Annotated in this window: 15 protein-coding genes; 13 read left to right on the top strand and 2 right to left on the bottom strand. The window is 60.7% G+C overall.

The genetic code is table 11. The features are described from left to right. Positions 1-74: 74 nt before the first annotated feature. From ATY77_RS23270 to gyrB, 5 genes are all read left to right on the top strand, one after another. On the top strand, positions 75-779 hold the full coding sequence (locus ATY77_RS23270; protein WP_088675388.1) for a Tim44/TimA family putative adaptor protein: 705 nt from the start codon (positions 75-77) through the stop codon (positions 777-779). Beyond that, complete coding sequence (locus ATY77_RS23265) at positions 772-1,890, top strand: murein transglycosylase A (protein WP_088689033.1); 1,119 nt, start codon at positions 772-774, stop codon at positions 1,888-1,890. Before ATY77_RS23270 ends, ATY77_RS23265 begins: the two co-directional genes overlap by 8 nt. After that, positions 1,890-2,459: a Smr/MutS family protein gene (locus ATY77_RS23260; protein ID WP_088675386.1), complete on the top strand. Its 570-nt coding sequence runs from the start codon at positions 1,890-1,892 to the stop codon at positions 2,457-2,459. Before ATY77_RS23265 ends, ATY77_RS23260 begins: the two co-directional genes overlap by 1 nt. After that, positions 2,456-2,833: a helix-turn-helix transcriptional regulator gene (locus ATY77_RS23255; RefSeq protein ID WP_088675385.1), complete on the top strand. Its 378-nt coding sequence runs from the start codon at positions 2,456-2,458 to the stop codon at positions 2,831-2,833. The genes ATY77_RS23260 and ATY77_RS23255 overlap by 4 nt, the downstream gene beginning before the upstream one ends. A 136-nt stretch (positions 2,834-2,969) precedes the next feature. Beyond that, complete coding sequence (gene gyrB, locus ATY77_RS23250) at positions 2,970-5,405, top strand: DNA topoisomerase (ATP-hydrolyzing) subunit B (RefSeq protein ID WP_088689032.1); 2,436 nt, start codon at positions 2,970-2,972, stop codon at positions 5,403-5,405. 68 nt (positions 5,406-5,473) lie between these two features. Here gyrB and ATY77_RS23245 read toward each other — a convergent pair whose 3' ends face one another. Continuing rightward, positions 5,474-6,073: a nitroreductase family protein gene (locus tag ATY77_RS23245; RefSeq protein WP_088689031.1), complete on the bottom strand. Its 600-nt coding sequence runs from the start codon at positions 6,071-6,073 to the stop codon at positions 5,474-5,476. A gap of 146 nt (positions 6,074-6,219) precedes the next feature. Further along, complete coding sequence (locus ATY77_RS23240) at positions 6,220-6,504, bottom strand: DUF2218 domain-containing protein (protein ID WP_088689313.1); 285 nt, start codon at positions 6,502-6,504, stop codon at positions 6,220-6,222. Between the two features lie 307 nt (positions 6,505-6,811). Here ATY77_RS23240 and ATY77_RS23235 point away from each other — a divergent pair, with 307 nt between their 5' ends. The 8 genes from ATY77_RS23235 (at position 6,812) to accD (ending at position 14,336) form a co-directional block, all read left to right on the top strand. Continuing rightward, entirely contained in the window at positions 6,812-7,654 is an 843-nt protein-coding gene (locus ATY77_RS23235; protein WP_088689030.1) for a fumarylacetoacetate hydrolase family protein, read from the top strand. 203 nt (positions 7,655-7,857) lie between these two features. Beyond that, positions 7,858-9,135, top strand: a complete 1,278-nt coding sequence (gene phaZ / locus ATY77_RS23230) for a polyhydroxyalkanoate depolymerase (protein ID WP_088689029.1) — start codon at positions 7,858-7,860, stop codon at positions 9,133-9,135. Positions 9,136-9,278: 143 nt separating this feature from the next. Further along, positions 9,279-9,716: a DUF2852 domain-containing protein gene (locus tag ATY77_RS23225; RefSeq protein WP_088689312.1), complete on the top strand. Its 438-nt coding sequence runs from the start codon at positions 9,279-9,281 to the stop codon at positions 9,714-9,716. Between the two features lie 107 nt (positions 9,717-9,823). Next, on the top strand, positions 9,824-10,582 hold the full coding sequence (locus ATY77_RS23220; protein ID WP_088689028.1) for a SprT family zinc-dependent metalloprotease: 759 nt from the start codon (positions 9,824-9,826) through the stop codon (positions 10,580-10,582). Positions 10,583-10,656: 74 nt separating this feature from the next. Beyond that, complete coding sequence (locus ATY77_RS23215; RefSeq protein ID WP_088689027.1) at positions 10,657-11,325, top strand: phosphoribosylanthranilate isomerase; 669 nt, start codon at positions 10,657-10,659, stop codon at positions 11,323-11,325. A gap of 2 nt (positions 11,326-11,327) precedes the next feature. Further along, on the top strand, positions 11,328-12,548 hold the full coding sequence (trpB, locus tag ATY77_RS23210) for a tryptophan synthase subunit beta (RefSeq protein ID WP_088689026.1): 1,221 nt from the start codon (positions 11,328-11,330) through the stop codon (positions 12,546-12,548). Between the two features lie 3 nt (positions 12,549-12,551). Then, on the top strand, positions 12,552-13,391 hold the full coding sequence (gene trpA, locus ATY77_RS23205) for a tryptophan synthase subunit alpha (RefSeq protein WP_088689025.1): 840 nt from the start codon (positions 12,552-12,554) through the stop codon (positions 13,389-13,391). A 39-nt stretch (positions 13,392-13,430) separates the two neighbouring features. Further along, positions 13,431-14,336, top strand: coding sequence for an acetyl-CoA carboxylase, carboxyltransferase subunit beta (gene accD, locus ATY77_RS23200; RefSeq protein WP_088689024.1), 906 nt, complete (start codon positions 13,431-13,433; stop codon positions 14,334-14,336). Positions 14,337-14,339 lie beyond the last annotated feature (3 nt).

The following is a 14,339-nucleotide window of genomic DNA, read 5'->3' as shown; positions in this document are numbered from 1 at the left end:
TCATTTGAATCATCTGTATAGGCGGACTATATGGGAGTACAAATCAGAGATGTTAACGGCGGTTGCGATACGATATGAGTTCGAACGACTTCATCACATTATTCTTCCTGGTGGCGGCGGTGCTGATTTTCTTTCAGCTGCGCTCCGTGCTCGGCCGCCGCACGGGAAATGAGAAGCCGCCGCGCGATCTCTATACGCCGCGGGATGCGGCGCCGGCCGACACCGCCGATGGCGGTAAGGTCGTGACGCTGCCGCGCCGCGACGCCGCGAGCGAGGATGAGGATCGCTTTTCCGCCATCGATGCCGTTGCTGCGCCGGGCACGCCGCTCAACGAATCGCTGCGCGCATTGAACAAAGCTGATCCTTCCTTCACTCCGAAGGAATTTCTAAACGGCGCCCGGATGGCCTACGAAATGATCGTCATGGCCTATGCCGACGGCGACCGGAAAACCCTGAAGAACCTTTTGTCCCGCGAAGTCTATGACGGCTTCGACGCCGCGATCGGTGAACGGGAAAGCCGGGGCGAGAAGGTGAAATCTACCTTCGTCGGCATCGACAAGGCCGAAATCACCCATGCCGAGACGAAGGGCAGCGAGGCGCAGATCACTGTGCGCATCATCAGCCAGCTGATATCGGCGACCTATGACAAGGCGGATGCGCTGATCGAGGGCGACGCCGAAAACGTCGCCGAGGTCAACGATCTCTGGACCTTCGCCCGCGATACCCGCTCGCGCGATCCGAACTGGAAACTTGTGGCGACCGAATCGGAACATGAGTGACCAGGCATCGGACTTCGTCCTGCAGGCTGTGAGTTTCGATCATTTGGAAGGCTGGAAGGATGATAATCCCTCCGGCCTTTTTGAAGTCATGCGGAGCTGCCTTCGGCAGATCACCGAGGTCAAACCCTACCGCACCGGTACGCTTGGCCTGAGTTCGGACGATCTGCTTCCGCTTCTGATCGCCGCCGAAGATTTCACGCCTTCCTCCCCGGCGTCGGCGCGCGCCTTCTTCGAGAGGCACTGTCGGCCTTTTCTGATCCGCCGCAAAGACGGCAATCCGGGCTTCGTCACCGCTTTTTACGAGCCCGAGATCGAGGTGTCGGACCATCAGGACGAGATTTTCCGCTTTCCCTTCTATCGCCGCCCGGACGATCTGATCGATCTCGATGAGACCAATCGCCCCGCCGAATTGGATGCGGCTTATGTTTTCGGCCGTCTGCAGGACGGCCGCGTCGCCGTCTATCCGGATCGCCGTCAAATCGACCAGGGCTTCCTCGAAGGCCGCGGCCTTGAAATCGCCTGGGCAAAATCGAAGGTCGATGTCTTCTTCGTGCATGTGCAGGGCGCCGCCCGGCTGCGCTACAGGGATGGCCGCATCGGCCGCATCACCTACGCGGCGAAGGCCGGCCATCCTTTCTCGGCGATCGGCAAGCTGCTGATCGAGCGCGGCGAAATTGACCGTGCCGAGATTTCGATGCAGTCGATCCGCGCCTGGCTGGCGCGCAATCCCGAGCGGGTGGACGAGGTGCTATGGCACAACCGCTCCTATATTTTCTTCCGGGACGCGGCGGTCGCCGATCTTGAGGCCGGTCCGATTGCGGCCGCCAAGGTGCCGCTTCTCGCCGGGCGCTCGCTGGCGGTCGATCGGATCATCCACACTTTCGGCTTTCCCTTTTTCATTCGCGCCGAAAGCCTTACCCATCTCGATCATGGCCGGCCCTTCCGACGGTTGATGCTGGCGCTCGATACCGGCTCGGCGATCGTCGGCCCGGCGCGCGGCGACATCTTCACCGGCTCGGGGGATCTGGCGGGAGAAAGTGCGGGCACCGTTCGCAACCATGCCGATTTCGCCATCCTCATCCCCAATGCCGCCGCCGGACGCTTCGATTGATGGCCAGGGATCGTAAGCTCAGCGCCGATGAGAGGATCCTCTGGGGCAAGGTGGCCCGCAGCACCCGGCCGATGCCCGGCAAGACGGGTGAACTGAGCGAACTCGATGCCTTTCTTGCCGAGACGGAAGCAGCGGCCGAACGGGAGAAGACCGAAAAGCAGATGCCCGCCTCATCCGCGCCGGAACAGCCGGCGGCACCCTCGGCATCGAAACGGCCGGCCGGCGTGCATCATCCGCTGGAAAGGCCGGTCAAACGCAAGATCGCCAAGGGCCGGCTGGCGCTCGAGGCGCGCATCGATCTGCATGGGCTGGTGCAGAGCGAAGCCCATGCCATCCTTCTCGATTTCCTGATCCGCGCCCATGAGCGCGGCATGCGCCATGTCCTCGTCATAACAGGCAAGGGCAGTTCGCTCGGCAGCGACGGCGCGCTGAAACGCGCCGTGCCCCTCTGGTTTTCCAAGCCCGAATTCCGCTACCTGATCTCCTCCTATGAATCCGCCGCCCAGCATCACGGCGGAGAAGGCGCGCTTTATATCCGCCTGTCGCGGCGGCATGGGGAAAGGCCATGACGCCCTTCGGCGAGGCGGTTCGCAGGCTGAGAGCGCGCAAGGGCGTCTCGCAAAAGGAAATGGCGGAAGCGCTGAACGTCTCCCCCGCCTATCTCTCAGCACTCGAACACGGAAAGCGCGGCCTGCCGACCTTCGATCTGCTCCAGCGCATCGCCGGCTATTTCAACATCATCTGGGACGAGGCCGAGGAATTGTTCCTGCTTGCCCGCTCTTCCGACCCGCGCGTCGTGATCGACACCTCCGGGCTGCCGCCGGAATATACCGAATTCGCCAATCGGCTGGCGCGGCGGATTCGCGACCTTGACAGCGCCGAGATCGCCCGGTTATCGGCTCTTCTTGAAAACGGTGCCAAAAACGACGGAAAAGCGTCATAATCCCCTGTTTTATGCCTTGTTCCGGGGGGCTTACCATTGGGAACTGACCTCAAAAAACCTATATACGAGAGTAAAGAAAGCCGGTGATTCGCAAGGCCCGCCGCCGCTTTACGACAACAGGGAAAATCTCGACAGAATGAGCGATACATCCGCGACGGAAAACGGCGTAAGCAGCGAATATGGCGCAGATTCGATCAAGGTCCTGAAGGGCCTCGATGCCGTACGCAAACGCCCCGGCATGTATATCGGCGACACCGACGATGGTTCCGGCCTTCACCATATGGTCTATGAAGTCGTCGACAACGCGATCGACGAAGCGCTCGCCGGTCACGCCGATATCGTCACCGTCACGCTCAATCCGGATGGTTCGGTCACGGTCACCGACAACGGCCGCGGCATTCCGACGGATATCCATACCGGCGAAGGCGTCTCTGCGGCCGAAGTCATCATGACGCAGCTCCATGCCGGCGGTAAGTTCGACCAGAATTCCTACAAGGTCTCCGGCGGCCTGCACGGCGTCGGCGTTTCCGTCGTCAATGCGCTTTCCGTCTGGCTGAAGCTGAAGATCCGCCGCCACGGCAAGATCCATGAAATGAGCTTCACCCATGGCGTGGCCGATGCTCCGCTGAAGGTCACGGGCGATGCCCCGGATGCAACCGGCACCGAAGTGAGCTTCATGCCGAGCACCGAAACCTTCACCATGACGGAGTTCGACTACGGCACACTGGAGCATCGCCTGCGCGAACTCGCCTTCCTGAATTCCGGCGTCCGCATTCTGCTGGCCGACAAGCGCCATTCCGATATCAAGCAGGAAGAGATGCGCTATGACGGCGGCCTCGAGGCCTTCGTCGCCTATCTCGACCGGGCCAAGAAGCCGCTTGTCGACAAGCCGGTCGCCATCCGCGGCGAAAAGGACGGCATCACCGTCGAAGTGGCGATGTGGTGGAACGACAGCTATCACGAGAACGTGCTCTGCTTCACCAACAACATTCCCCAGCGTGACGGCGGCACCCATATGGCCGGCTTCCGCGCGGCGCTGACGCGCCAGGTGGTGTCCTATGCCGATAATTCCGGCATCACCAAGAAGGAAAAGGTGACGCTGCAGGGCGAGGATTGTCGTGAAGGCCTGACCGCGGTCCTGTCGGTCAAGGTGCCGGATCCGAAATTCTCCTCGCAGACCAAGGATAAGCTCGTTTCCTCGGAAGTTCGTCCTGTCGTCGAAAGCCTCGTCAACGAGGCGCTGAACACCTGGTTCGAAGAGCATCCGAGCGAAGCCAAGATCCTCGTCGGCAAGGTCGTCGAAGCCGCTGCGGCGCGCGAAGCGGCCCGCAAGGCACGTGAATTGACCCGCCGCAAGGGCGCGCTCGACATCGCCTCGCTGCCCGGCAAGCTTGCCGACTGCTCCGAGCGCGATCCGGCAAAGTCCGAAGTTTTCCTGGTCGAGGGCGATTCCGCCGGCGGCTCGGCTAAGCAGGGCCGCTCGCGCGAGAACCAGGCGATCCTGCCGCTGCGTGGCAAGATCCTCAACGTCGAACGCGCCCGTTTCGACAAGATGCTGTCGAGCCAGGAAATCGGCACGCTGATCACCGCGCTCGGCACCGGCATCGGCAAGGACGAGTTCAATGCCGAAAAGCTGCGTTACCACAAGATCATCATCATGACGGACGCCGATGTCGACGGCGCCCATATCCGCACCTTGCTGCTCACCTTCTTCTTCCGCCAGATGCCGGAGCTGATCGAGCGCGGCCATCTCTACATCGCCCAGCCGCCGCTCTATAAGGTCGCGCGCGGCAAATCGGTGCAGTATCTGAAGGACGAAAAGGCGCTCGAGGAATATCTCATCGCCCAGGGTCTCGAAGATGCGGCTTTGAGGCTCGGCAGCGGCGAGGTCCGCACCGGTCAGGATCTGCGCGAGGTCATTCTCGATGCGCTGCGCATGCGCGCTTTGCTCGACAATCTCCATTCGCGCTACAATCGGGCCGTCGTCGAACAGGCGGCGATCGCCGGCGCGCTCAATGCCGAGCTCGTCAGCGACACCGAAAGAGCCCGGGCGCTGGCAACCGAGGTCGCAAGCCGTCTCGACATCATCGCCGAAGAGACCGAGCGCGGCTGGCAGGGCGATCTGACCAGCGATGGCGGCCTGCGCCTCGAACGCATGGTCCGCGGCGTCAAGGAAGCGGTCGTGCTCGACATGGCGCTGATCGGTTCCTCGGATGCCCGCCACATCGATCAGCTGACATCGCGCCTCAAGGAAATCTACCAGGCGCCGCCTTCGCTGCATCGCCGTGAAGGCGACATCGAGATTTCAGGGCCGCGCGCCCTGCTCGACGCGATTTTCGCCAGCGGCCGCAAGGGCCTCAGCATGCAGCGTTACAAGGGCCTCGGCGAGATGAATGCCGAGCAGCTCTGGGAAACGACGCTCGATCCGAATGTGCGCTCGCTGCTGCAGGTCAAGGTCGCGGACGCCACCGATGCCGACGGCCTCTTCGCCCGCTTGATGGGCGACGAAGTCGAGCCGCGGCGTGAATTCATCCAGGACAACGCGCTCAGCGTCGCCAATCTCGATATCTAATTGATATTTCTTCATTAAAAAGCCCCGCCGTTCCTGAGACGGCGGGGCTTTATTCGTTCGGCTATGGCTCAGTTCGCGATAAATCGGCCATTGAAGGCGACCTCGGAAAGCGGCTTGCGCTGGCTGGGGAATTCTCGCGCCTGGTTGCGTTCGGAAAGGACGCTCTTGTCGGCCAGGCGGCCGACGGCAACGCCGGCCTCGACGCGGAAACCCTGAGGGATGCCGAAGGTCTTCATGATGTCCTCGTGTTTGATGCCGCCCATGCCATGAGCGTAGAAACCGGAGAGCCGCGCCTGCAGCGCCAGGTGGCCCCATGCAGCCCCGGCATCGAAGGAATGCGTGTAGCTCGGCTTCTCCTCGCCGGAACCGGCCACCCCGGTGAAGGCGCGCGACACCACGAAGATCAACGCCGACGCGTTCCTTGCCCATTCCTGATTGGCATCGACGAGCAATGCGACGAATTTTTCCCAATGCTCGGAGCCCCTGAGGGCATAGATGAAGCGCCAGGGCTGCTGGTTGGAAGAGGACGGCGCCCAATGGGCGGCGTCGAGCAGGCTGAGCAGCTGTGCCTCCTCGATGATTTCGCCGGTAAAGGCGCGGGGCGACCAGCGGTCGAGAAACATCGGATCGATCGGATATTGGGATTCGCGGTTATTGCTTTTCGTCATGCTTGTTCCCTGGGGACATGAAATCGGGGTGAGGCTAGAGCATGATGCCGAAAAGTGTGAGCGGTTTCTCATGACATCATGCTCTAACTCTTTAATTTAGAACAGGATTCTGATTTTAGGCCAACCGGGCCTAAAATCATCCTGTTCTAGTCGGTCCAGACGATGTCGAGTTCCTCGCGGAAGGCGAAGCGCTTCAGATGATCGTCGATGACGCCCTGCATCCTTGCCTGCTGCGCGGGATCGGCGAAGGATAGCGTCATGGTCAGGGCCGCATCGTCGGCGGCAAAGGTCACCTCCGCCGTGTCGCTGAACGGCACCCGGCCCTTGTGCGGATCGAAATCGACGCTGAACTTGTGGCTCCAGTGCTTGCAGAGCTGCTGAAGATAGCGGCTTGCATGCTCGGTGCGCACGACGGCCTTGGAGAGGTGCATGTCGAACTCCATCTCATCTTGAACTGAAGCCAGTCATATTTTTGGCTTGCCGGCTTGGCAAGCGCGTCGTCGTCGCAGCCGGGTGGACGGACTGTCTTCAGAAAACCGGCCTTACGCATGTCGACCACATCAAGCGTGGCTACTACTCGGTGGAAAGCCTCAACCCGACGAAAATCGTCCCCGCCGGCCCGGATCTCTCTGAAATTTTCTAGGAGGCCGTACCGCTTCACGTCAAAGCCGTAATGACACCGATGAATAATTCGTTCATAGGTGGTTGCAAATCCCGTTTTCAATGAGGAGGCATTCCATGAAGCTGATGCGTGTTGGCGAAGCAGGCCGTGAAAAACCGGCGCTTCTCGATTCCGATGGCAAGATCCGCGATCTCTCCGGCCACGTCGGCGATATCGGCGGTGAGGCAATCTCGCCAGGGGGCCTTGCAAAGATCGCGGCGATCGATCCGAAGAGCCTCCCGGAACTTGCCCCGGGCCGCATCGGCGCCTGCGTGGCCGGCACCGGCAAATTCATCTGCATCGGCCTCAATTTCTCCGACCATGCCGCCGAAACCGGCGCCACCGTGCCGCCGGAGCCGGTGATCTTCATGAAGGCGACGTCGGCGATCGTTGGTCCGAACGATAACGTTCTCATCCCGCGCGGTTCGGAAAAGACCGATTGGGAAGTCGAGCTCGGCGTCGTCATCGGCAAGACGGCGAAATATGTCAGCGAAGCCGACGCGCTCGATTACGTCGCCGGTTACTGCGTCTCGCACGACGTTTCCGAACGCGCCTTCCAGACCGAGCGCGCCGGCCAGTGGACCAAGGGCAAGTCCTGCGACACTTTCGGGCCGATCGGCCCGTGGCTGGTCACCAAGGATGAGATCGCCGACCCGCAGAACCTTGCCATGTGGCTGAAGGTCAACGGCCAAACGATGCAGAACGGCTCTTCCAAGACCATGGTTTATGGCGTCGCCCACATCGTTTCCTATCTCAGCCAGTTCATGTCGCTGCATCCCGGCGACGTCATCTCGACAGGAACGCCTCCCGGCGTCGGCATGGGCATGAAGCCGCCCCGCTTCCTCAGGGATGGCGATGTCGTCGAACTCGGCATAGAAGGCCTCGGCAGCCAGAAGCAGAGCTTCGTCGCGGATCGTTAACGACGCTAACTCAGCTGAACTTTAAGCTTTCGGCTCTATGGTGATGCCAGAGATCAACACTTTGGCATTTCCTGTGCAGCTACGGCACGTCTATGTTGCTGTGCAACAAAAACCTGATAGTCTGCGTTACGTGCCAGCGTGCGGAAAGATTCGATGTCTATCAATCGACGTCATCTTTTCGATAGAGAAAGGTGGCGCCTTCTATGTTCTATCAGCTTTATGAATTGAATCATGCCGCCATGGCGCCGTTTCGCGCCGCGGCAGACATCATGCGTTTTGCCTATGCCAATCCGCTGAATCCATTTTCCAACACACCGTTGGGCCGGACGATGGCGGCAAGTCTCGAAATGTTCGAGCGTACGACGCGGCGCTACGGAAAGCCGGAATTCGGACTGAAGCAGACGACGGTCGGCGATCAGACGGTTTCCGTCCGCGAAGAGATCGTCTGGTCGCGATCCTTCTGCAATCTCCTGCATTTTTCACGAAATTTACCACCCGGCCGCGCCAGCGATCCCCGCATCCTGATCGTCGCGCCGATGTCCGGCCACTATGCCACGCTGCTGCGCGGCACCGTCGAGGCGCTGCTGCCGAGCGCCGATGTCTACATCACCGACTGGATCGATGCCCGCATGGTGCCGATGACGGAAGGCACCTTCGATTTCGACGATTATGTCGATTACGTCATCGAGATGCTGCATTTCCTCGGCCACGACACGCATGTCATCGCCGTCTGTCAGCCCTCCGTGCCGGTGCTTGCTGCAGCCGCGGTGATGGAGGAAGCCAACGATCCGCTTTCGCCGTCCTCTATGACGCTGATGGGCGGTCCGATCGATACGCGCATCAACCCGACGGCGGTCAACAAGCTTGCTCACGAACGCTCACTGCAGTGGTTTTCCGATAATGTCATCATGAACGTGCCCTGGCCGCAGCCGGGTTTCATGCGTCCTGTCTATCCCGGCTTCCTGCAGCTTTCCGGCTTCATGTCGATGAACCTGGACCGCCATCTCGTCGCCCACAAGGAATTCTTCATGCATCTCGTGAAGAACGACGGCGAGCCGGAAAAACATCGCGATTTCTACGACGAATATCTCGCCGTGATGGATCTCACCGCCGAGTTCTATCTGCAGACGGTGGAGGAGGTTTTCATAAAGCACTCCCTGCCGAAGGGCGAATTGATGCATCGCGGCAAACGCGTTGATCCTGCAGCGATCCGCAAGGTGGCGCTTCTGACCGTAGAAGGCGAGAACGACGATATTTCGGGCGTCGGCCAGACGAAGGCGGCGCAGACCATCTGCGTGAACATTCCTGAAGATATGCGTATGCACTATCTCCAGCCGGATGTCGGCCATTACGGCGTTTTCAACGGTTCGCGGTTCCGCCGCGAGATTGCGCCGCGCATCGTCAATTTCGTCCGCCAGCATTCCCGTTCGGGGATTAAGCGCCCGGTTCAGCGCGTCATCAAGGGCGGCCGAACCGGCTGATTCAGCGGCAGCTGAATTAGGAGAACCGATTCAAGACCTTGTCCGATTTCGCGGGCAATCGTCTTGAAGGCACCTATTGCGGTAACCACATCGATTTCAGCGTTCGGTATCTTGCCGGGCGCGGAAAGCAAGGATACCGCACGATGAACCAGTCAGCATTGCTTCGACCGGATTGGACTCCGGCTACCATTGCCCTGATGATTCTCGGCTTCATGGTTTTCTGGCCTCTGGGTCTGGCCATGCTTGCCTATATCATCTTCGGCGAGCGTCTGCGCGGCTTCAAGCGCGACGTCAATCAGGCGACCGATGGCTTCTTCGCCTCCTGCCGCCGTTCGCATGGCCGTTACCGCCCGCATTTCTCGACCGGCAACGTCGCCTTCGACGATTGGCGCAAGGCTGAGCTCGATCGGATCGAGGAAGAGCGCCGCAAGCTCGACGAAATGCGCGAGGAATTCGACGCTTATCTCAGAGAGCTCCGCCGCGCCAAAGACCAGGAAGAATTCGACCGTTTCATGCGCGAGCGCAAGAACGCCAGGCGCAATGACAATGGCGGCCCGGTCGCCGAATTTCAGACGCCGTGAATGGGCTAGCAATGAACAGATGCCGGCATCTCACCGATGCCGGTTTTTCCATGCCTGCCTACCCGGCAATCGTTTAGATTCCCCGGCGAATCGTATAGAAAACTCCCATGTTTCCGCTTCTGAAGACACGGCCAAAGGCGCGAAAGCCGGCTCCGCCCGAAACGCGGACGCTTGACGTCGCCGGCCGGCTCATGCCCCTGACCATCAAGCAGCATGACCAGGCGACGCGCATCACGCTGCGCATCGAGCCGGGCGGGCGAGCCCTCAAGATGACGGTGCCGAGAGGCCTTGCTGCGCGTGAGGTCAATGCCTTCCTCGATCGGCACCAGGGATGGCTGCTCACCAGGCTTGCGAAGTTTTCGACCGATACGGGCTTAGGCGACGGCGGCAAGATCCTCCTGCGCGGCGTTTCTCATCGCATCGAGCACACCGGCAGCCTGCGCGGCTTGACGGAGGTGGTCTCTGTGAACGGCAGCCCCGTGCTGCGCGTCAGCGGCATGCCCGAACATGTCGGGCGGCGCATCGCGGCCTTCCTCAAGAAGGAGGCGCGGGCCGATCTCGAACGACTGGCGACGATGCATGCCGCAACGATCCGGGCGCCGATACGGTCGATCTCGATGAAGGATACCCGCAGTCGGTGGGGTTCCTGCTCGTCGGAGGGAAATTTGAGTTTTTCCTGGCGCATCGTCATGGCGCCGCCTTCGGTGATCGATTATCTCGCCGCCCACGAAGTTGCCCATCTCAAGGAGATGAACCACGGGCCTCGTTTCTGGGCGCTTTGCAAAAAGCTTTGCCCCGGCATGGAGGACGCGAAATCCTGGCTGAAGCGGCACGGCAGCCAATTGCACGCCATTGATTTCGATTAGCTGAGCGTCCGCTAAATGCAGCGTTCTACGCAAATTGGCTCGACTCTTGCCGCATTTCATGTCACTTCGCTGCCATGAAACCCGATATCAAGATCTGTGGCTTGAAGACGCCAGAAGCGATCGATCGTGCGCTGAAACGCGGCGCGACCCATATCGGTTTTATCTTCTTCGAAAAGAGCCCGCGTTACATCGAGCCGGACCTGGCGGCAAAACTTGCCGAACCGGCCCGCGGCAAGGCGAAGATCGTCGCCGTCGTTGTCGATGCCACAAATGACGAGCTGGATGAGATCGTCTCGCTGTTGAAGCCGGATATTCTGCAGCTCCACGGCAATGAGAGCCCCGAACACGTGCTGACCATCAAGGCGCTTTATGGCCTGCCTGTCATGAAGGTATTTTCGGTGCGCACGGCCGACGATCTGAAGCGGGTCGAGGCCTATATCGGCATTGCCGACCGCTTCCTGTTCGATGCGAAAGCGCCGAAAGGCTCGGAACTGCCGGGCGGTAACGGTATTTCCTTCGACTGGAGCCTCTTGAGCTGGCTCGACGGCAGCATCGACTACATGCTGTCCGGCGGGCTGAACAAGAACAATGTCGCGGATGCGCTTGTGAAGACCAAGGCGCGTGGTATCGACGTCTCCTCGGGCGTAGAAACCGAGCCTGGCGTCAAAAGCGTCGCGATGATCGATGAATTTTTCGATGCGGTCGAAACGGCGGATGCGCCGGTCATGACCTCAGGGAGTTGAGAGTGAACGAAACGCCTAAACCGAATTCCTTCCGTTCCGGACCTGACGAAGATGGTCGTTTCGGCATCTACGGCGGTCGTTTCGTTGCCGAAACGCTGATGCCGCTGATCCTCGATCTGCAGGATGAGTGGAACAAGGCGAAAACGGATCCGGTGTTCCAGGCGGAATTGAAGCATCTCGGCGCCCATTACATCGGCCGCCCGAGCCCGCTCTATTTCGCCGAGCGGCTGACGGCCGAACTCGGCGGCGCGAAGATCTATTTCAAGCGTGAGGAACTGAACCACACCGGCTCGCACAAGATCAACAACTGCATTGGTCAGATCCTGCTCGCCAAGCGCATGGGCAAGACCCGCATCATCGCTGAAACCGGCGCCGGCCAGCACGGTGTCGCTTCCGCCACCGTTGCCGCGCGCTTCGGACTTCCCTGCGTCGTCTATATGGGCGCGACCGACGTCGAACGTCAGGCGCCGAACGTTTTCCGCATGAAGCTGCTCGGCGCCGAAGTGAAGCCGGTGACGGCAGGCAGCGGCACGCTGAAAGACGCGATGAACGAGGCGCTCCGCGACTGGGTGACCAATGTCGAGGATACCTACTACCTGATCGGGACGGCAGCCGGCCCGCATCCTTATCCGGAGATGGTCCGCGATTTCCAAGCGGTGATCGGCGCCGAGGCAAAAGAGCAAATGCTGGCGGCCGAAGGCCGTCTGCCGGATCTCGTCGTCGCTGCCGTCGGCGGCGGCTCGAATGCGATCGGCATCTTCCATCCCTTCCTCGATGATCCCTCGGTGAAGATCGTCGGCGTCGAAGCCGGCGGCAGGGGCCTGCAGGGCGAAGAACATTGCGCCTCGATCACCGCCGGTACGCCGGGCGTGCTGCACGGCAACCGCACCTATCTGCTGCAGGACGGCGACGGCCAGATCAAGGAAGGCCATTCGATCTCGGCCGGTCTCGACTATCCCGGCATCGGCCCCGAACATTCCTGGCTGAGCGATATCGGCCGCGTCGATTACGTGCCGATCATGGACCACGAAGCGCTCGAAGCCTTCCAGACGCTGACCCGCCTCGAAGGCATCATCCCGGCGCTCGAAGCCGCGCATGCGATTGCCGAGGTCATCAAGCGCGCACCGAAGATGGGCAAGGACGAGATCATCCTGATGAACCTCTCCGGCCGCGGCGACAAGGATATCTTCACCGTCGGCAAGATTCTGGGAATGGGACTGTAAGACATGACCGCACGCATGGACAAACGCTTTGCCGAGCTGAAGGCCGAGGGCCGTCCGGCGCTTGTGACCTATTTCATGGGCGGCGATCCTGACTACGACACCTCTCTCGGCATCATGAAGGCGCTGCCGGAGGCGGGGTCCGACATCATCGAACTCGGCATGCCCTTTTCCGATCCGATGGCCGACGGTCCGGCGATCCAGCTGGCCGGTCAGCGTGCCCTGAAAGGCGGCCAGACGCTCAAGAAGACGCTGCAGCTGGCGGCCGATTTCCGCAAGACCAACGATGCGACGCCGATCGTAATGATGGGCTACTACAATCCGATCTACATCTACGGCGTCGAGAAATTCCTCGACGATGCTCTGGCCGCCGGCATCGACGGCCTGATCGTTGTCGACCTGCCGCCCGAGATGGATGACGAACTCTGCATTCCGGCGATCCGCAAGGGCATCAACTTCATCCGACTGGCAACGCCGACCACCGACGAAAAGCGTCTGCCCGCCGTGCTGAAAAACACCTCCGGCTTCGTCTATTACGTGTCGATGAACGGCATCACCGGCTCGGCGCTGCCCGATCCGTCGCTGGTTTCGGGCGCCGTCCAGCGCATCAAGCAGCATACGGAGCTGCCCGTCTGCGTTGGCTTCGGCGTCAAGACGGCGGAACATGCCAAGGTCATCGGCGGCTCGGCCGATGGCGTCGTCGTCGGCACCGCCATCGTCAATCAGGTCGCCACCAGCTTGACCAAGGATGGAAAAGCCACGGCGGACACGGTTCAGGCGGTCGCAACGCTGGTGCGCGGCCTTTCCTCGGGAACCCGTTCGGCGCGCCTTGTTGCTGCCGAATAGTTTTCCCACATTGGCGCTATTCAGTTAGGAGAAATCGAGTTGAACTGGATCACCAACTACGTTCGCCCGCGGATCAATTCCATGCTGGGCCGTCGCGAAGTGCCGGAGAACCTCTGGATCAAGTGCCCGGAAACCGGGGAGATGGTCTTCCACAAGGATTTGGAATCCAACAAATGGGTCATTCCGGCGTCCGGCTATCACATGAAGATGCCGGCCAAGGCGCGTCTCGCCGATCTTTTCGACAACAGTGAATATGAATCGCTGCCGCAGCCGAAGGTCGCCCAAGACCCGCTGAAGTTCCGCGACTCCAAGAAATATAGCGATCGTCTCCGCGACAGCCGCCTGAAGACCGAACAGGAGGACACGATCCTCGCCGGCCTCGGAAAGGTGCAGGGCTTGAAGCTCGTGGCCGTCGTGCACGAGTTCAACTTCATCGGCGGTTCGCTCGGCATTGCCGCCGGCGAGGCGATCGTCAAGGCGTTCGAACGCGCGACCTCCGAAAAGTGCCCGCTGGTGATGTTCCCCGCTTCCGGCGGCGCGCGCATGCAGGAAGGCATTCTCTCGCTGATGCAGCTGCCGCGCACGACGGTTGCCGTCGATTTGCTCAAGGAATCTGGCCAGCCCTATGTCGTCGTGCTGACCAACCCGACGACCGGCGGCGTTACAGCCTCCTACGCCATGCTCGGTGATATTCATTTGGCCGAGCCCGGCGCCGAAATCGGCTTTGCCGGCAAGCGCGTGATCGAGCAGACGCTGCGTGAGAAGCTGCCGGAGGGCTTCCAGACCTCCGAATACCTGCTGGAACATGGTATGGTCGATATGGTCGTCAAACGTCACGACATTCCGGAAACGCTGGCGCGTCTCCTGAAGATCCTGACGAAGAAGCCCGTCTCGGCGGCCAACGACATGAATAGCGGTGCGATCGCCCTGGCGGCGAGCGCCTGATAA

Source organism: Rhizobium sp. R634 (genome assembly GCF_002211305.1).
Taxonomy (GTDB): domain Bacteria; phylum Pseudomonadota; class Alphaproteobacteria; order Rhizobiales; family Rhizobiaceae; genus Rhizobium.
The sequence above is the reverse complement of the archived record's forward strand: the minus strand, read 5'-3'. Positions and strand labels throughout refer to the sequence as shown.